Annotated in this window: 13 protein-coding genes; 8 read left to right on the top strand and 5 right to left on the bottom strand. The window is 36.7% G+C overall.

What is annotated here, in order from left to right; genetic code table 11:
• Positions 1 to 31 precede the first annotated feature (31 nt).
• The gene (locus tag HCH28_RS21450; protein ID WP_004224372.1) at positions 32 to 1,780 is read right to left on the bottom strand and encodes a methyl-accepting chemotaxis protein; all 1,749 of its coding nucleotides are present in this window, start codon (positions 1,778 to 1,780) and stop codon (positions 32 to 34) included.
• A 525-nt stretch (positions 1,781 to 2,305) separates the two neighbouring features.
• Positions 2,306 to 2,722 carry a hypothetical protein gene (locus HCH28_RS21445; protein ID WP_221683012.1) on the bottom strand — a complete coding sequence of 139 codons (417 nt, stop codon included), beginning with the start codon at positions 2,720 to 2,722 and terminating at the stop codon, positions 2,306 to 2,308.
• A gap of 149 nt (positions 2,723 to 2,871) precedes the next feature.
• On the opposite strand from HCH28_RS21445, the gene HCH28_RS21440 reads away from it, so the two are divergent.
• Both HCH28_RS21440 and HCH28_RS21435 read left to right on the top strand, forming a co-directional pair.
• Positions 2,872 to 4,209, top strand: a complete 1,338-nt coding sequence (locus tag HCH28_RS21440) for an AAA family ATPase (RefSeq protein WP_221683011.1) — start codon at positions 2,872 to 2,874, stop codon at positions 4,207 to 4,209.
• Positions 4,202 to 4,933, top strand: coding sequence for a hypothetical protein (locus HCH28_RS21435; protein ID WP_221683010.1), 732 nt, complete (start codon positions 4,202 to 4,204; stop codon positions 4,931 to 4,933). The genes HCH28_RS21440 and HCH28_RS21435 overlap by 8 nt, the downstream gene beginning before the upstream one ends.
• Positions 4,934 to 4,976: 43 nt before the next feature.
• Here HCH28_RS21435 and HCH28_RS21430 read toward each other — a convergent pair whose 3' ends face one another.
• On the bottom strand, positions 4,977 to 10,070 hold the full coding sequence (locus HCH28_RS21430) for a DUF4132 domain-containing protein (protein WP_221683009.1): 5,094 nt from the start codon (positions 10,068 to 10,070) through the stop codon (positions 4,977 to 4,979).
• Between the two features lie 12 nt (positions 10,071 to 10,082).
• Positions 10,083 to 10,502, bottom strand: coding sequence for a hypothetical protein (locus HCH28_RS21425; protein WP_221683008.1), 420 nt, complete (start codon positions 10,500 to 10,502; stop codon positions 10,083 to 10,085).
• A gap of 620 nt (positions 10,503 to 11,122) precedes the next feature.
• Between HCH28_RS21425 and HCH28_RS21420 the strand changes: the two genes are divergently transcribed.
• From HCH28_RS21420 to HCH28_RS21410, 3 genes are all read left to right on the top strand, one after another.
• Entirely contained in the window at positions 11,123 to 12,295 is a 1,173-nt protein-coding gene (locus tag HCH28_RS21420; RefSeq protein WP_439331364.1) for a glycosyl hydrolase family 18 protein, read from the top strand.
• Positions 12,296 to 12,423: 128 nt separating this feature from the next.
• Positions 12,424 to 14,631, top strand: a complete 2,208-nt coding sequence (locus HCH28_RS21415; protein WP_221683007.1) for a YcdB/YcdC domain-containing protein — start codon at positions 12,424 to 12,426, stop codon at positions 14,629 to 14,631.
• Positions 14,632 to 14,736: 105 nt separating this feature from the next.
• Positions 14,737 to 15,201 (top strand): YusW family protein, encoded by a 465-nt coding sequence (locus HCH28_RS21410; protein ID WP_221683006.1) that lies wholly within the window; start codon positions 14,737 to 14,739, stop codon positions 15,199 to 15,201.
• 47 nt (positions 15,202 to 15,248) lie between these two features.
• Here HCH28_RS21410 and HCH28_RS21405 read toward each other — a convergent pair whose 3' ends face one another.
• Entirely contained in the window at positions 15,249 to 17,243 is a 1,995-nt protein-coding gene (locus tag HCH28_RS21405; RefSeq protein WP_221683005.1) for a catalase, read from the bottom strand.
• A gap of 152 nt (positions 17,244 to 17,395) precedes the next feature.
• On the opposite strand from HCH28_RS21405, the gene HCH28_RS21400 reads away from it, so the two are divergent.
• From HCH28_RS21400 to HCH28_RS21390, 3 genes are all read left to right on the top strand, one after another.
• Entirely contained in the window at positions 17,396 to 17,830 is a 435-nt protein-coding gene (locus HCH28_RS21400) for a MarR family winged helix-turn-helix transcriptional regulator (protein WP_221683004.1), read from the top strand.
• Positions 17,831 to 17,880: 50 nt separating this feature from the next.
• Positions 17,881 to 18,864 (top strand): ring-cleaving dioxygenase, encoded by a 984-nt coding sequence (locus tag HCH28_RS21395; RefSeq protein ID WP_221683003.1) that lies wholly within the window; start codon positions 17,881 to 17,883, stop codon positions 18,862 to 18,864.
• 69 nt (positions 18,865 to 18,933) lie between these two features.
• Entirely contained in the window at positions 18,934 to 19,551 is a 618-nt protein-coding gene (locus tag HCH28_RS21390; RefSeq protein WP_221683002.1) for a nitroreductase family protein, read from the top strand.
• The last annotated feature ends 43 nt before the right edge of the window (positions 19,552 to 19,594 follow it).

The raw sequence follows: 19,594 nt of genomic DNA, 5'->3' as shown, positions 1-19,594 counted from the left end.
CTCTCCTTTATAAGGGCAGCCCTTTCATTTTTTATTTCACTACAAAGGTATTAACAACATTCATTAATTCATCAGATAGCTCGGATAATACTTGAGCTTCTTCAGAAACTCGTTGTACTGTATTCAATTGAGAGGCGGAAGTTGCTGCTACTGCTCTTGTATTGTCCTTTGAATTGACTGAAAAATCTTCCATATCTTTTACAGCAGATGTTACTTCTTCCATACCAGCTGCCATTTCTTCAATTGTTGCAGAAAGCTCTTGAATTTGCCCTGTCACATGGTGAATGGAAGTTAAAATCTGGCTAAATGATTTTTCCGAATCATTGATCATGACAATACCATGATCTACTTCTTCTACAGCGTGAACCATGATATTTACAGATTCGTTTGTATCATGCTGGATATGAGAAATAAGTGTAGAAATTTCTCTTGCAGATGCCTCAGATTGCTCTGCAAGTTTACGTACCTCATCAGCTACCACTGCAAAGCCACTACCAGCCTCCCCAGCACGTGCAGCTTCGATAGCCGCATTCAATGCAAGTAAATTGGTTTGTGAAGCAATCCCTGTAATGATTCCTACGATTTCTTCGATTTTATTGGAATGTTCGCCAAGTAATTTAACAGAAGCTGCAGATTGATTAACTGCTTTGCTAATAGCATTCATTTGTGCAACAGATTTATTTGTCGATTCATTTCCTCTTTCAGCTTCCTCTGATGCTAAAATCGAGGATTCTGAAATTTGATTGGATGTCATGGCAATACGTTGAATACCAATATTCATTTCTTCAATGGTAATTGTACTTTCTTTTGCCTTTTGTACTTGAAGATCAGCGCCACTTGCAATCTCCTGCATAGAAGATGCTACATTATTATATGAATCGGAAGCTTCTTGCATATTTACAGATAAAACATTGGCTGTGTTTGAAACACGCTCAGAAACATTTGTTGTACTCTTAATAACTTTTTTTAAGTTATCAATCATTGAATTAAAATTTTGTGTGAGCATTCCTACTTCGTCTGTTGAAGTAACTGGTAATGGTTCAAGCTCTAAATTACCTTCTGCGACTTTTTTAGATTGTAAGGAAAGTTGTTGAATTGGTGTTAATTTTTTTCTTAAAAGAGTGTAAACAGCAATGGATGAACCAATTAAGAAAATAACTGTTACTAATAACGTCCATAGGGCTTCAGACATCGCTTTTCCTGTTACCATTGATACGTCATAGTCAATGGCATAAGCAGCCAGCATGTCCCCATTCTCATCCAAGATTGGTGTAAGGCCTGTTTTATAGCTACCATATTCATCGCTATAAATATCTGTTGCTGTTGCTTTTTTTGTATCAAAAACTTCTTTAATTCTTGCTAGGAAATCCGGAGATAAACCCATAGCAATCATATCTTGGTTATACTCTGCCCCTAGTTCAAGTATACTAGATGATAGAACAGGTGCATTAATATTTTCACCGTTAACTGTAATTAAAAATAGATTGGTAATGCTATCAGAATTATCATTGATTGCATCCATTTCACTAGTTAATCGTAGAGCATCGGGGTTACTATTTGTAGGATTCTCTAATATCGATTTTAGTGTAGTAATATCAATGGTTTTGGCTAGGATCATGCCTTTGTCAGAAAGAGATTGATTCATGTCTGTTAAATTACTATTTCTTACTATATAATAAGAAAGACCTAAAGTAACTAATCCGAATAATAATAAAATACTCACTACTATTGCAGTTAATTTCTTACTAATAGACATTTGCTGCTTCTTGCGTGTTTTCATGCTTTTCCTCCTAATATGATATAGCAAATATTTCAAGCTAAGGACTATAAATGGATAATTTAGTCAATGTACTACACATTGAAGATGGTGATGTTATTCGTAGAAGTCCAGATGCGTGTAAACTATTTATAGATGCAAAATAATCTATTTATCCCCTATCATTTAACTACTATACTGCCAAAAAAATTGATTCACAACCCAGAAAACTTACTATTTCAAGGCATGATTTCTATAAATAAACGATAATATATAGTTTTTTAGTCTATATAATTTTTAGGTTAGGTTAAATTTTTACAAAAAGCGACATATTTCCTGGTATAAAAAAGAAGTATGCTCAAATCTTACTTATTTTCGGTTGATTAAAAAATTGGCCGAAATATCAATTTCCAATTCCTCGTTAGGGCTTTTTACTTATTTTGTCATGTCTTTTGTGTAAAGGAATTTGATGATTTTTGTTATGGGAATAAAATGAAAAAAGGTTATTTCTTTATTCTTAAATAAAGAAATAACCTTTTCTAGTTGTTGCTACGGTCGTGGATTTCCAAATATACCCGGTAGAATATTAGGGAGTCCTGGTATTAATGGTGGTGGGAAACCAGGATATTGCCCCCCTGGACGTGGCGGATAAGGTTGAGGCGGATAAGGCTGTGGTGGGTATGGACGCGGTGGATAAGGTTGAGGCGGATATGGCGGATATGGTGGTGGGTATGGCGGCGGATAGGAACTACCAGGAGGTGTTCCTGTACCTGCAGCAGTGATTTGACTAACATCCACAGTCACTATTTGACCATTATCTAACTGAATTTCAGCAGTTCTTCCTCCAGTTCCGAATGTTCGAATTAATGTACCTGAATAAGTACCAGTAGGGAGTGTTACCCATATTTTCATACCTGGGCGAAATTGACTGTTAAAATCATCAGGGGCTAATCTAGGATAAACCAATGAAACACACCTTTCTTCATTTTTTCTAACATATGCCTATTGCAATTTTTGTCATAGGCTATAGGCTATGGATGCTTAAGTTCGAATTTGTTATAAAATAAAACGAATTTCATTATAATAAGGGAAAAAGCTAAAAGGATGTTTAGCATATGGCAATTATTAAGATAAAAAAAATAAACTTACAAAATTTACGAAATGTACGACAGGGTGAAATTGTACTCGCAGTAAATTTTGAGACATTTCTACAAGCGAATGTTGTTGGCCTATATGGACAAAATGGTTCTGGGAAGACAACCATTGTAGATGCATTTAGTTTATTGAAAACACTTCTATCAGGATGGCTTGCTGAAGTGAAGTTGCCCTCTCAAAAGAAAAGACTTATATTGGCAGGAGAGCAAACAGCTAGCTTGGATGTAGAATTTCTAGTTCAGAATCAATTCGGTACATTTTTTGTGAATTACTATGTTGAACTACAGGAGGATCAGCATCGACTATATACTACGTTGGAGCGCCTTACCTATCGAGAAAACACGAAAGGGAAGCGATCAAAGATTTTAGTGGCTGTGACGGAGAGGGATGTACAAATCCGTCAATCGAAACTGGATGATTTGAGTGAACAAGCACGAATTCAATTACTGGTTATTCAACAGTTAGCAAGAAAACAATATATGTCATTTCTATTCCATAAGGATATAAAGGCATTATTACATGAACGACTTTCTGAGCTAGAAATGCAGTTGCTACAAAATATTGCTGTTGATTTTAGTCGAGACTTACATGTTGTTAATACTCAAAATATTGTTCCACTATTTGAAGAACGGATGATGCCATTCAGTATTCATTTAGAGAAAACAAGAGGTCTTATTCCTTATGATTTAAATGGACCAGCTTTATTACCAGAGGATGGATTCTATGCTTTATGTGAGGTTATTGAACAAAGTAATCAAGTGCTCTCAGCCATTATTCCTGGTCTGACGATTAAAATTAATATCATTACAAAGCAAATGATGGACAGTGGCGAACAAGGAATCCGTTTCGAATTTTTGTCTCAGCGTGGGGAGCAGGAATTACCGCTACGAACAGAGTCAGAGGGAATTTTAAAGATCATTTCTATTCTTAGTGTATTAATTGCTGTATATAATAATCCGAATGCATGCGTGGTTATTGATGAATTAGATTCAGGTGTATTTGAATATTTGTTAGGTGAGTTGTTAACAGTGATAGATGAGGATGGAAAAGGGCAACTTATTTTTACTTCCCATAATCTACGTGTGTTAGAGGTGCTAGCTATTAAAAATTTATGGTTTACAACAACAAATGAACATCACCGTTATATGCAGCTAAAAGGTATGAAAGAAGTGAATAACGCTAGAGATGTCTATTTACGTGCTATCCAGCTTGGCGGGCAAGAGGAAGAGATATATAAGGAAACTAAAACATTTAAAATAAAGCGGGCTTTTCGTAAAGCGGGTGTTCAACATGACTAAAAAAGTACTTTTAATTATTGTGGAAGGGCAGACGGAGCAAATTATTTTAGAGGATTATTTAGATGCTCATTTTGCGAACTCCGCAATACGCTTTGATGTACAACGAGAAGATATCTTAACAAAGTGGGATGCGCACAAACGCATACCGAATATTAAAAACAGTGTTGTACGAGTGATTCAAAGCTATCTTGAAAAATATAAATTTTTAGCCAATGATTTAACAGCGGTTGTTCATATTACAGATGCAGATGGATGCTTTATCGCACCAGAGTGCGTCAAGGTAGATGAGCGTATCGAGCAAAACTTATTTTATACAGAGGATGCTATTTTAGTGAAGTCGGATAAACGCAAAGAACAAATAGAACAACGCAATGATATGAAGGCTAAGAATGCTAGAATTTTGATTGCCAACGACCACTTTAGCATTAACCGTATGAAAGTACCTTATCAATTATTTTATTTTTCTACGAATTTAGAGCATGTCTTATGGAATGAGCGCAATGAAATCCCTACAGAAAAAATACAAAAAGCAGATGAATTTATGGACAATCTGACATGCACGATTGAGGAATATTTAAGCACCTATCTCCCAGTCAGTTCAGAGTTGTCATATAGGGAAAAAATAAAGAAAAGTTGGTCATTTTTAATGGAAGGCTGTCATTCATTGCATCGTGGCACGAATGTACCGCTATTATTTGAAATGATTAAAACAGATGTACAGTAAAAACAGGTGACGAATGGAGTCACCTGTTTTTATCTAGAGTACGTTAGTGCATTTGCTCATAGCTTCGAATATGAGTTAATATAGCTGGATCTTTAATTTTTGTATCTTCACATAGTAATAAGAGCTTGGACATGATCTCAGCCGTCCGTGGATCATCATCCACCATCGGTAAGAAAATTCGTCCACGATGCTGAGATGGGACAGCAATAATTGGGATCATGGAACCGCCTATTTGATGCACCACACCACTTCCTAAATGTAAGGAGTAACTTGCTAGCTTACCTTCTACGAGGGCATGTTGCTTTTTCACTTCCACATTGTTTAGCTTCAATAATTTAGCCAATTCTTCTACGATAATACTGCGCATTTCAACAGTAGAATGACTTGCCTCAGGGTCTACACCACCGACATGAGCTACGCTGACAACGAGATCAATATCTCGCATAACCTCAGAGAATATCGCAGCTGGAATATCATCTAAAACGATATCTTTGCCTGTTAGTCGATCATAGAAGTAAACACCTTCGATTGCAGGTGCTTCAATTTCTGCTGGCGTAAACCAATCTGCCTGTGCATACAAGGATGCCACAATATTTTCCTTATAATATACTTTACGTGGTCCTGTTTCATAGCTGATTTGCCAGCCACGTGTTTTCAACAGGGCTACTGTTTGTGAAGGATTTACTTGATGCCCTGCATAGCGCAATGATTGTTTCTGTGCTTTTTCATCAGCATTGATGAGATATAACTCACGGAACACTTGCTTAAATGGCTGTTTAATTTTGTGCTCGAACATATAGGATTGCCATTGTCTCCATTGACCACTTTCTAGAAGGTGGTAAGGATGAGCAATCTTTATAGAGGACGTAGGAGCAAGGTCCACAATGTCAGCCGATAGAAGCTGTAAACCTTCTGGTGTAAGCATTCCGACGTAATTATCGCTAATAAATAGTAGTTTTTGTAAAAGCGGAGCTAGAATCGGATGGGCTAATAAATGAATAAGCTCCTCGACCGAAAATACTGTTTCTAATTCCATTGCTTGCTCAAGCGCTGGGCGGGCTCGTTTATATTGCTCTTGTAAGTCTTTTCGGGCTTCCTGCAAGGTTACAATATCAGCATGCTTTTTTAAGGCAGCAGGAACGTTCTTTAGACGTTTACCATCCTTTTCAACAATAATAGCTACAGAGGCATCATCTTCTATTTGTAGATGGGCTGTAATTTGCTCGATTTGTTGTGCTTTAAATAAATGCTTCATATCGTTAAAGGCAGATAATTCCATACGCCATGTGAAGCGAGTGGCTTCTCCATCGCCTGCATTGCGCGCTAAATTTTCTAGAGCGATACTTGCTGCTCGAGCCTCACTTGCGCGGCGTTGAGCACCAAATTGCTTACTTTCCTTTAAAAACTGTTGAATAAATTGGTAGCGTGTTAAGGCATCTTTATCATCTGATTTTTTTAGTGGGATAAGGCCTAATGCACGTAGTTTATCTTTATTACGCTTGTCTTGGATTTCTTGCATTAATGGTTTAGGACTAAGCTTACCAATGGCAGTATCTGCATAAAGCTGTGCCCTACGATGATTAGCTCCTTCTGAAGCATATTTTGCTGCATCATAGACAATTTTGAAATTTTTTGCACCGAGTGTTTGGTAAGCACTTTGGAACCAAGCTAAATCGAATGCCCCATCACGGAAATCCTCAGCAGTGATGCTAGAGAAAAGGGCAATTTGATCCTTGGCATAGTCGGACAAGGAATCTGTTGTGTGAGCAATAAAATACCAAGCTGATTCTTTTAGTCCATCCCAACCAATTACTTCACTGACAAGGTCTATCCAATGCTGGTTATACATCATTGCTTCAATTAAACGCTCTTTAGAAATGTCTGTTTTCTGCCATGCTTCTTTTAATTGCTGCGCTGTTTCTTCTTTTTTGGGGTAACAGTTGGTTAGCAATCGGGAGAATACATCCTTTTTCGTTTCTGCCTGCCAAATATAGCCTCGCGCAAGCTTTTCTCCGTCAAGTGCCTGTAGAATCTGTAAGAAATAATCAATACCCTCAAAATAAGAAATGCTACTAGCAAGCTTTGTTACAGCAGTAGGCGTATCACCACGTTTTAGTTCTATGGCTAAAATACGATCAATCGCTTGTTCACGAATAGTAAAGAAATCTGTTAAATCTTCAAACGACTGTTGATAGCGTTCTAGTAACTTAGTTGGCTCATTAAATATTTCTGAAGCGAGCGTGTTGGTAAATATGGCTTCAAATAAGTGATCTTGCGTAAATAAACCAACTTTCATGGCGTCTAAATATTGGAATAAAGACAAATTGTAGACGTTTGGGCTATAGCTAGCATTTTTCATACGCTTTGTTAGCTCTTCATTGATAGCTAGCATTTTGACATATTCACCATAGGTTGAGTAATCAGACCAGCATCGATCAACAAATGACTCAACGACATCTAAATCGATAATAGTAGAAGTGGAACGATAGTAATAATAGCTCTTCTCTCGAACGTCAAGTTGCCACTGATCCACAGGAATTTGTTCGAGTAGCTGTAGCATAATGCCTATTGCCTGTTCAAAGCGATTAAATTCGGGTGCATGCTTTTGTAGTAACGAAAGAGCTTCCTGATGTAGTATTTTGTCACCTGAGATTTTGTCGATATCTTGGGTTAATACTGTGAATATCTGTTGAATTGTATCGTCATATTTCAAGGAATTCAATTGAGTAACACGTTCTTTTAATTCTTTGTATTGGAAGAACGGTTTAATTAGTGTATGAGCTGCTTCGGAAAGATCATGAGCAGAAGGGTATTCTGATAGACTATGATAAAAATTAAAATAGGCTAAGTCCTCATTACTAAATAATGTTGACTTCATCCATTGAATAATTTCTTCAGGGATAGGATAAGCATCAAGACTAGCATGTCGTTGATTATCTGATTTAGTTGCCATTACACTATATTCTTGCCCTAATGTAGTGGTAATGGGTGTGTCATTCCAATGATATGTTTCATACTCTAGTTCAGCATGTTTATCTAAAACCCGAATAAGCTGTTCAAGCTTAGATAATAACTTATCAATATCGTATTGAAAGAATTTTTCAAAAGGTGTAGGTGTCTGTACATAAAGTGGAGCAAGCTGTTGCCAAGGCTCTACACCATTCATTTGAATGGCTCCATCAGAAATACAGCCATATTGAATAGGGGGATGTGGCGTATACAAGCCAAAGCCATTACTCTCGTTATACTCAGGGACATCCCTTGTAATTAATTGCTCTAACAAAACTTGCTCGTTTTTAGTTACTTTTGGTAATAAGGAGCATAAAGATGTAATTTGCTCGCTTGCTAAGTTGTGTTGCTTAGAGGCTTCTAATAGTAATTCAAGCCCTCCAAGTCTCTTTAACTGCTTACTATCTTTTAACAGCCTTTCAGCACTTTGTAACAGATTATTCTGTGGCTGAACTTTTAAGAGTGAAATAGCCTCTTTTCGAAGTGCACCTGATTTATTTGCTAAAAGATCTTCAATCTTTGCTATTTCCTCTTCTGTTGGTGTTAAAGCACGTATTTTTTTTAACGCGAGAGAACGATTGATGGAACTACGATCTCGTAAAGAATTAAATAAAAATTCGCGTTGACCTTGTGTGGTGACAGGTTCTAGACAATAAATATTCAGTAGGCCGATTCTGCTAGATGGTGAGTAAGATTCTGCATGCTCAATAATTCGTTGGAATAATGCCTCATCTTGTACATGATGGGCTAAAATAATTTGTGTTGAAATTAAATCTTCTAATGACAAATGGACATGGACGAAGGATAGCGGTTTACCTGTAATGTTAAGTCCATCTTTCGTAATTTCATTTTTTGCCCACTCAAGCTGTTCAAATAAAAGGTATTCAATCCCTTGTAACTGTGTGTTTTCTTGCATGAAGGTTTGAAGGATTTGCGCCCATTCATTGTCTCTTGCATACTCACTATTAATATGGTGATTAGCATAAAGAAAATTGCCCCATGCAAAGGCAAACAACTCGATATCTTTTGTTGATAAGATTAAATCCTTTACAAATGGCGCTGTGAAGGAAATTTTCGATAAGTTTTTCAAAAAGGCAAGCGTTGTAAGTTGGATATGTTTGTCACGTTTTAAGAGAATTGTTACAAGGTCATTTAATTTCGTATAGTCCTTTGTAGCAGTTGCCCATAATGCAACATAGATATCAATTGTACGTTCACTCGTTAACAGTTGCTCAATAAAGCTGTCTTCTTCGATTGCTTGGATGGCTAATGCAAGAACTTCCTCGGTTATTTTTTGATTTTCGAAGCTATTATAGCCAAGTCCCATCCAAGTATCGACTGCTCGAATTACAGAGGAGAAGCGTGTTAGGCGTTGTTCCTGAATAAGCTTCATCATGTAGAGTTGTGCATCAAGATTGCCATGGTCAATATTTTCTACTATTGCCTGTCGTAAACCTTCTTGTCGTGCAGCTGCTAATAAGAGTTTGCCAAGTGCATCATGCATCCGATGATTATTTGATTTAAAAATACCTCGAATGAATGGATGACCGAAAAAGCTACTTTGATGTTCATCAAATAAAATACCCTCTACTGCTTCTTCAATTGACGGGTTCTCTAATGATAGTTCTTCAGCGAGCAACTGCTCAAAGACGTTAAAACCCATTACTTTTATATTTTCATTTTTTAAGACATAAGAGCTATAGTTTGGGTAGGTTCCATGCTCATATTGACGATGATTTGTTAACAACTCCTGCAAACTAATTTCCGCAAATGTCAGCATCTCTTCTATTAACTGTAAACATTGAAACAGATGGTCTTGCACTGGTTGAGATGAACGAAAAGATCGACGTAAAACACCTCTTTGGAACATTGTAGCATCAAAGCGTAATGCTAGTTTCTTGATCTTAAGTGCCCGTTCTTGTGAAGAAAACAGGGTAAGCACTTCAAATAATGGTCCACTAAATAACTCTTCAAGTGATGAATATTGCTGAACGTCTATAAGCGTTTCAATGTCATAATCTCTATTGTCCATGTATTTTAACAATGCAGCTGCTAAAGGCTGTATGACTATAGGTGCAGAATCAACTATACTTTGAAAATGTGTTTTTTGTTCATGTGAAAGTGTCATATAAATCCCTCCTTACCAAATTCGTCCTGCAAGCATAGTAAGTTTAATAAATGTAAAGACATCGTCCTCCTGTATGTTTAATGGTGTAGAAAGAGAATTTAAAGATTCTTCATTATGAAGGACTAAAAACAGCTCGTCCTGAAAGGCTTGAAGCATTGTGGAAATAGCTTGATTAACTGACTGTACAGTATCCTTTTTCTTTTCTCCAAAATGTACTTTGCCATATTGAGCTGCGTCTTCTAGTTGCTGATCCGTTAAATAAAGATGAAGTGGTGTATCTACCATTTTCTCATTAAATTGTTGAACCTGCTGTGTAACAAGCTGAACAAGTAAGTCTTGTAACGTTATGACGGGCTCTTCAATTGAAAATGGAATTTTTTCAAGTTTACGAGACTTCTTACCGATTACTTTTTGCTGGTAAAATAAACGCAATCTAACACCTCCTTACAATAATTTCATTATACAAGAGTGAGAACAGGGAAAAGAATAAGGCATATGACGCTAGTTGCGTAAAAAAATTTGGGAAAAGCGTAACAAAAAGTAGCCTGCTACACTTGATTGGTAGGGTAGAAAGTGGGTGACACTTTGCCTCAGATTATATGAAAAATAGAACATTTGTACGATTAATATTATCTAGATAAGTATCATTTTGCGCTTATTTATACTAATAACGGAGTAAAAAGCAGAATATATTACTCAGGTAACTTTATAGACATACATACGTAAAAGTAAATTCTTTCATGAAAGAGACTCGCTTTGGATTAGATTGGATTTCTATGATTTTCTTTGTATTAAATAGCTGACATAATACAGTCCAATATTCATCCGCTATAAATAGTGGTCTATTTTTGTGTAGTTGTTGAAAGACATCTTTTCATCTCTGATTTCATAAGCTTTATAGGTATGATTTTATCAAGCTAAAAGGAGGCAAAATCATTCAAATACACGTTGTACGGGCTGGTGAGTCTTTATGGGGAATTGCACAGGCGTATGGGGCTACGGTTCAGAGCATTATAGATGCCAATCAAATTCCAGAGCCAAATCGTTTAGTTGTGGGGCAAGCTCTTGTAATCCCGATTGTCGGAAGCTTTTATTATGTACAGCCAGGTGATAGCTTATGGTCAATTGGCCAACGTTTCGGTATTAATTATGTATCACTTGCACAAGTAAATGGCATTAATCCCAATCAACCATTAGCAGTTGGAACGAGATTATACATCCCACAACCACCAAAAACAAGGGCAGAAACCTTAGCCTATTTAGAGCCGAGAGGAACATCAGTTAGTGAGGCACTCTTGAATCAAGCGAGGGAAGCGGGTCCTAATTTAACATATTTAGCTTTATTTAGCTATGAAGCTAGGCGTGATGGTACTTTACAGAGGCCACCAAGCCAAGGTGTAACACAAATTGCCAATGATACGGGAGCATCAATGGCAATGGTTATTTCTAATTTGGAGAATTTTAGTTTTAGTGGTGAATTAGCGAGAGATATTTTTCAAAGCATAGCTGTTCAAGATTTACTATTTGATAATATTCTTGCAGAAGCAAAGCAACTAGGGGATGTTAAGGATATCCACTTTGACTTCGAAAATTTGCCAGCAGATCAACGACAAGCCTATAACAATTTTTTAAGAAGAGCTGTTGAAAAATTCCATGCTCAAGGATATACAGTGTCTACGGCATTAGCGCCAAAAACAAGTGATAGTGAGCAAGGACCATGGACAGCTGCACATGATTATAAGGCACATGGGGAAATCGTGGACTTTGTTTTACTCATGACCTATGAATGGGGATATTCAGCTGGCCCACCAATGGCCGTTTCACCTCTCCCAGAGGTAGAGGCAGTTGTAAAATATGCGATTAGTGAAATACCTGCAGGCAAAATTATGTTGGGGCAAAATTTATATGGCTACGATTGGACGTTACCTTTTGTCCAGGGGGGACCCTTTGCAGAAGCACTTAGTCCACAGCGAGCCATTGAAATTGCTAAACGTTATAATGCAGCAATTCAGTATGATTGGAGAGCCCAAGCACCGTTTTTTGAATACTATGATGAGCAAGGTAGAGCGCATATGGTATGGTTTGAAGATGCTAGATCTATTCAAGCTAAATTCAATCTCATTAAACAATATAACCTTCGTGGTATTGGTTATTGGAAATTAGGACTACCATTCCCTCAGAATTGGGTATTAATTGGTGCTAATTTTGATGTAGTAAAGAAATAAGATAAGGAAGTATAAGGGACAGATTACCCAATGTATTTTCTTCAAAGAGGAAATTATCTGTAAATTCCATATCTAATTATGGATAAATATATTATAATAATGGTAAATAGTATTTTAGGAGGGATATTTTGGGTAAATTTAAAAAGTTAGGTATTATTTTAACAACTACTGCATTTTCTGTTGGTATTCTAGCACCCGTTTCACAAGCTTCTGCAAATGTGAAAGAACCTTCAGAGCGTATTGCAATACAGTTGGCTGCCTCAGAGACAAAAGTGACAAAAGGTATGCTAATTAACAAATTACGTGCACTATTCCCTGAAGAGTTCAAATTTGTAGCTGACAATGAGTTTAATTCTGGAGGCGGTCATTTCTTTAGAGATGATACAACGGTCCGTTATGATTTAAACTTCCATAAAACTGTAAATGGTAAAGATGTATATGGTGGTTTTACATTTAAAGGTGAAGATTTGGAGTTAGAAAATTTCTATTATCAGCCAGCTAATATCGCTGAAGCAGTATATCCCGCAAAATATTCAGAGACTGAAGCAAAAAAAATTGCAGATGACTTCCTAAGAAAATTTGCGAAAATAGAGAACTATAAACTCCGTGAAGATGGCTTCGGTTATTACAATGACATTAATCGTCCATTATCACAACCAATTACCTACTCATTTGTTTATTCACCAACATATAATGGAGTGCTTATTGGCGATCAAAGTATCACTATTGATGTTCTTGCTAATGGTCAAATAACAGGAATGTATCGTAATACAGAATCTTTAAGTAAAGCAACCTTTGATAGCTCAAGCCAGAAAAAAAATGAGGAAGAAATTGTAGCACAAGTACGGGATAACTTAGCAGTTGAACTTCGTTATTACGTTGACTATTTTAGCGATCAACGTAATGTGAAGCTTGTCTATATGCCAGCAACAGGATTTAATGGTGTACATGCTTTAACAGGTCAATGGCAAACAACGAATGGCTTCTCTACACAAGTTCCAAAGACGAAAAGCGTTGAGAAAATATCCTCACAGCAATTACCACCAAGAAAAAGCGGTATGACAGTAGCAGAGGTTGAGGAATTCGCTAAAAATTTATTAAAAGTTGATGAAGACAAGGCAAAGCTCACGATTGATATGGTTGACGAAAGAGAAAATGACAATGGTGAAACGGTTTATACAGTAAATTACATGTATATGTACAATAATGGCGGGTCTGGTACCTCTTTCGAAATTAATAAGGCAACAGGCGATATCGTGCAGTATCACGATATTATGAGAGATTTTATCAACACTGACAAAACAACTACCCTCTCTAAGGATGCGGCATTAGCAAAGGCGATTGAATACTTAAAGCAATGGGCTCCATCCTATTTACATGAGTATTCGATGCCAATTGATGATCCTGTATATGATGATTATAGTAAAGATTATTACTTCTCCTTCCCACGCATCGTAAACGGGATTGCAGTTGTTGGAGATGAAATAAACGTAGGTATTGGCTCTGATGGGTCATTACGTTCATTGAATGTTAATAAGCAAAAGATTAATAACTGGCCTTCTCTTAGTCAGGTAATCTCTGCTGATAAAGCAAAAGAAGCATATAGTAAGGCCCTTACATTACAACTACAATATATAAAACAAGATACTGAAGGTAAACAACATTATGATCTAGTCTATGCTCCAACTTACAACGGTAGCTTAGTTAATCAGATTGATGCAATTACTGGTGAATGGTTGTATGAGGTAGATGACTCAAAAGAAAAACCATCTATTTCACACCCAACAGCAGCCAATGAATTAAACTATCTTTTACATCAAAATGTATTAGAGGTAAAAGATATAGCAAACTTTAATGCTGATGCTGCTGTGACAAAGGGAGAAGCATTAAAGATTCTACTAAAATCTTTAACATATGGCCATTTTGGTAGTGGCGATGGTGAAAAGCAAACCTTCAGCAATATCGATAAAAACCATCCATTATATGGAGTGGTTGAACAAGCTGTAAGAATGGGAATTTTACAACCAGCAAACCAATTCGCTTTGGATGAAGCATTAAATCGTCAAGAGCTAGCGGTATGGGCTGTTAAAGCAATGCAATTGGAGAATGTTGCAAAGTATAAGGATATTTACAAATTAAACTTTGCGGATTCAGCATCTATTGATCCAGCGTATACAGGCTATATAGCAATAGCAAATGGGATGGGTCTGATTGATACACAGCAAAATAACTTTAATGCTAGCAAGAGTGTGTCATATGCCGATTTGGCTGTGTCAACAGTTCGTTTAGCAAAAGCTATTCAAGAAAATAAAGTGGATCGTAACTTCTATTATTAAGTCGCATTCCATGAAAAGGGTATCTCCTTAATTGTAGGAGATGCCCTTTTTAGGTTAGTTTGTAGAAGAATGGGGAAATAATAAGTAAAGAAAGGAGTGAATAAATTGAAATTGAAATTTATTTTAGTGATTTCTTTAATGACTGTTATTCTTTACGGCTGTAATAAGGATGAGGTAAATGATGTGCCTGCAAACGCTCCAGCAGATCAGAATGCTACTCAACAGACTGGTGAGACGCCCACTGACCAAGTGACATTTAATTTTATAGAGTTTTCATTAGATGTTGATTACTCTGCAACGGAGTCTTATGAGGTAGAATATGAAGATAAAAAAACAGGAATAGAAGCAAAATTAGAGGATGATCGAAAAAATGAAAAACTGCAGGGCGATGAAGCTTATACTAAATTAGAGCCGTTATTTAAGCAGTTGAATTTTGATTCTACTACACCTAATGACGAAGTGATTGATCAAGTAATCAAAGTATTCAATATTGAAGATAACTATCAATCCATTGAAGTGGATGTCGAATTTGTAGACGGCAATGAAAAGGAATTTAAACGGATTAAATAATAAAAATATGCCAGCTAGCTGATTTAATCAGTTAGCTGGCTTTTCATTCATTTACATTCTCGTACCCAATGTCGATGTTTAGCAAGGGCATGAACAAAAGACTTTGGATCGTTTGCAACCCCATGTTTATTGGCTATATGCTGTAAAAATAAAACATTTTCCGTATAACCTATTGTTTTACAGTGCTGATAGGCTTGTTCAATAAACTGTTCTGCTTTAGCTTGTTCATAGGAATTTTGAAAGGCTCCTGTAACATAAACCCCATCATAAAGAACTGAGGAGGTAGTAGCAAATGTTTCGTGAATTTCATAGCCGCTTACTATGCCTTGTTTATTACTTACTAGTTCAACTACGATATCTTCACTTAAAAATGTAGCAATAAGTTCATTTAATTTTTCACTACTATTTTCTGTAACAATTACAGCTACTTTATTAGATTTGACACTTTCCTTTGCATTGATTACTTGGCTAACAGCAGGAGAAATTTGTTGAATATGTGGTACTTCCACTTCTACAGGTGGAACTATACCAATTCGTTCAGCGATAGATGAAGCAAGTGAGTAACTGACATTAGCATACATGTCTACAACTTGTTTTCGAATCGCTTTATTTTTTACTTTGCCAAGTTCAAAGCTAAAGGCATCGATAATATGCTTTTTCTCAATATCAGTCATACTAAGCCAGAATAATCTTGCCTGAGAAAAATGGTCTTTAAAGCTCTCACTACGTGCACGTACTTTATGCCCTTCAACTTTTTCTTCATAATGCTTATATCCACCATCTGCTTCAGAAACAGGATGTGGTGTATTATTGGCTAAGGAATTTTTATGGTAGCTAACTTGTCCCACATTAATGGTTTGTCGGCCATAGCCATCTCGTTGGTTATTATGAAATGGACAGATTGGTTTATTAATAGGAAGCTCATGGAAATTAGGACCTCCCAGTCGTATTAACTGTGTATCGGTGTAGGAGAATAAACGACCTTGTAATAAAGGATCATTTGAAAAATCAATGCCAGGTACAACATGACCGACATGGAATGCGGCTTGTTCTGTTTCTGCAAAAAAATTATCCACATTTTTATTCAAGGTCATTTTCCCAAGGATGCGTACTGGAATTTCTTCTTCAGGCCATATTTTCGTGGCATCAAGAATATCGAAGCTAAATTTGAATTCATCTTCAACGGGAATAAGTTGCACACCAAGCTCCCACTCTGGGAAATACCCACGTTCAATCGATTCCCATAAATCTCTGCGATGAAAATCGGGGTCTTTTCCAGCTATGATTTGTGCTTCATCCCATACTAATGATTTTACCCCAAGTACAGGTTTCCAATGAAATTTAACAAAGTGGGCTTTTCCTTCGGCATTGATAAAGCGATAAGTATTAACACCAAAGCCCTCCATCATTCGATAGCTTCGTGGAATCGATCTATCTGACATATGCCACATAACCATATGAGCAGACTCCTGATTATTTGCAATGAAATCCCAAAATGTATCATGGGCACTTTGTGCTTGTGGAATTTCGTTATTTGGTTCGGGCTTTACAGCGTGTACAAAATCGGGGAATTTAATAGCATCTTGAATAAAAAATACTGGTATGTTATTTCCAACTAAATCATAATTGCCCTCTTGTGTATAAAACTTAGTAGCAAAACCGCGTGCATCACGAACAGTATCTGCAGAGCCTTTAGATCCAGCAACGGTAGAGAAGCGGACAAAAACAGGGGTTTTAGTTCCTTTTCCATTTAAAAATTGTGCCTTTGTAATATCACTTGCGCATTCATATGTTTCAAAAATTCCATGAGCGGCTGAGCCACGTGCGTGTACTACTCGTTCAGGAATTCGTTCATGGTCAAAGTGAGTCATTTTTTCACGGAAATGAAAATCCTCTAGTAAAGTGGGTCCTCGCTCACCTGCTTTTAGTGAATGCTCATCTTCCGATATTTTTAATCCTTGATTGGTTGTGAGAGGTTGATCTTTATCACTTACTCGGAATGCTTCTAGCTGTTGTTGTTTTTGATTGACATCTTTTTTCATTTAGAATCCTCCTTTATAAGTTACAACTACCTTCTACCCCAACGAAAAGATGGCAAACATGAAGAAACAAATTGTTTGCTGTTCAAAAATGTATATGTTATTATTATCTCGAATTAAAGATAATTAAATTCGAAGTAAAAAGAGGGAGTCGTATGAAGCAAAACAATCGTAACTTAAAAGCATTTACGGTCTTGTTCCGAGCATATCAAACGATTCAAGATGCAACTAAAAGAGATTTACTTCAATTCGATTTAAATCAAACTGAATTTTCGGTTCTTGAATTTTTATATCATCATGGAGAACAACCAGTTCAAATGATTGGTAAAAAAATATTAATTGCAAGCAGTAGTATTACCTATGTGATAGATAAGCTTGAGCAAAAGGGCTATGTCTACCGTAAGGCATGTCTAAGAGATCGCCGTGTTACGTATGTATTACTAACGCTTGAGGGGCAGGTTTTGATGGAGGAAATATTCCCTAAGCATGAACAGAAAATAAATGAGATATTTGAAGTATTGGAAGCTCAGGAGCTGGACAACATGATTTTATCACTTAAAAAAGTTGGCAAGAACGCCAATAACCAATAAAAAATTTTATATATATATCTCGATATCGAGATATATAGGAGGAGCATACTATGAATCATTTAAAAGGTGTACACCATGTAACGGCTATCACAAGTAGTGCTGAAGAAAATTATAAATTCTTTACCTATGTTTTAGGAATGCGCTTAATAAAGAAAACAGTGAATCAGGATGATATTCAAACATACCATTTATTCTTTGCAGATGATAAGGGTAGTGCAGGTACAGATATGACGTTCTTCGATTTCCCTAATATCCCAAAAGGTGTACATGGTACAAATGAAATTTCAAAGACTTCTTTCCGTGTACCAACGGATGCTGCTTTAGATTATTGGATAAAGCGCTTTGACCGTTTAAATGTGAAGCATACAGGTATGAAAGAACAGTTTGGTAAGAGAACACTATCTTTCGTAGATTTTGATGATCAGCACTATCAGTTAATTTCCGATGAGCACAATACAGGTGTGGCAGCAGGTACGCCTTGGCAAAATGGCCCCATCCCACTTGAGTATGCCATTACAGGTTTAGGACCAGTTTTTGTCCGTGTCGCTAATTTTAAATACTTTAAGGATGTGTTAGAAAATGTATTGCTCTTTACAGAGATTGCAGAAGAAGGGGACTTCCATTTATTTGAAGTAGGTGAGGGAGGAAATGGCGCCCAGATTATTGTCGAGCACAACACAGTGTTACCTGTAGCTCGTCAAGGTTTTGGTACTGTTCACCATGCTGCCTTTCGTGTAGAGGATCGTGCGGTATTAGATGAATGGACTGCACGTTTGGAAAGTTTTGGTTTTCACACTTCTGGATATGTAAATCGTCATTTCTTTGAATCATTGTATGCACGAGTAGCTCCGCAGATTTTATTTGAATTGGCTACAGATGGTCCAGGATTTATGGGCGATGAGCCATATGAAACATTAGGAGAAAAACTGTCATTACCACCGTTTTTAGAACCAAAACGTGAACAGATTGAAAGTCTTGTTCGTCCGATTGACACTGTAAGAAGTTCCATTATGTTCGATAAAGAATATGAGTAACACAATTTCATCCAGCTGGGAAAGATAAGCCCCACTGGATGTATACATAACTGTATTGGGGGATAAAAAATGGAATTTTCCAAGCTGATTGATAAGCGTCGCTCTGCTAATAATTTTATCAAGGACGTTAAGATGACTGAAGAAGATATACGTCCTATTTTGGAGGATGTTAAGCTTGCCCCTTCAGCATTTAACTTACAGCATGCTAATTATATTGTTGTGCTGGATGAGGATATGAAAGAAAAGGTGAGAGAGGCAGCATATGGTCAATATAAAGTGCATTCAGCTTCAGGTGTAATTCTTGTACTAGGTGACAAGGAAGCATATAAAAATACTGCTGAGCTAAGTCAAGGCATGGTGGATTTAGGTATAATTACAGCGGGCGAACTAGAGGATATTGTAGCAGAGAATACAAGATTTTATGAGGATGGCGGTGAAGGATTCATGAAAGATGAAGCCATTCGTAATGCTTCTTTGTCTGCTATGTTATTCATGCTAGCTGCGAAAAATCGTGGTTGGGACACTTGTCCAATGATTGGCTTTGATAATCAGAAAATGCGTGAGCTATTCAATGTGCCAGAAACACATGAAATAGCCTTAATGATTACTATTGGGAAAGAAAAAGAGAGCAGTCGTCGATTACGTGGATATCGTAAGCCAGTTGAAGAATTTGCCATTTATTATTGAAATGGTATAAAATACAATAGCTATACAAATACTATGAATAATG

The sequence above is a fragment of the Lysinibacillus sp. K60 genome (assembly GCF_019731275.1).
Taxonomy (GTDB): Bacteria; Bacillota; Bacilli; order Bacillales_A; family Planococcaceae; genus Lysinibacillus; species Lysinibacillus capsici.
Note: the sequence above shows the minus strand (reverse complement) of the source record. Positions and strands in the feature narration are given on the sequence as shown.

What these genes read in the sequence shown, in the direction of transcription:
- HCH28_RS21450 (WP_004224372.1), bottom strand. Translation starts at nt 1,780, where the DNA reads ATGAAAACACGCAAGAAGCAGCAAATGTCTATTAGTAAGAAATTAACT.
- HCH28_RS21440 (WP_221683011.1), top strand. Translation starts at nt 2,872, where the DNA reads ATGGCAATTATTAAGATAAAAAAAATAAACTTACAAAATTTACGAAAT.
- HCH28_RS21435 (WP_221683010.1), top strand. Translation starts at nt 4,202, where the DNA reads ATGACTAAAAAAGTACTTTTAATTATTGTGGAAGGGCAGACGGAGCAA.
- HCH28_RS21430 (WP_221683009.1), bottom strand. Translation starts at nt 10,070, where the DNA reads ATGACACTTTCACATGAACAAAAAACACATTTTCAAAGTATAGTTGAT.
- HCH28_RS21405 (WP_221683005.1), bottom strand. Translation starts at nt 17,243, where the DNA reads ATGAAAAAAGATGTCAATCAAAAACAACAACAGCTAGAAGCATTCCGA.
- HCH28_RS21400 (WP_221683004.1), top strand. Translation starts at nt 17,396, where the DNA reads ATGAAGCAAAACAATCGTAACTTAAAAGCATTTACGGTCTTGTTCCGA.
- HCH28_RS21395 (WP_221683003.1), top strand. Translation starts at nt 17,881, where the DNA reads ATGAATCATTTAAAAGGTGTACACCATGTAACGGCTATCACAAGTAGT.
- HCH28_RS21390 (WP_221683002.1), top strand. Translation starts at nt 18,934, where the DNA reads ATGGAATTTTCCAAGCTGATTGATAAGCGTCGCTCTGCTAATAATTTT.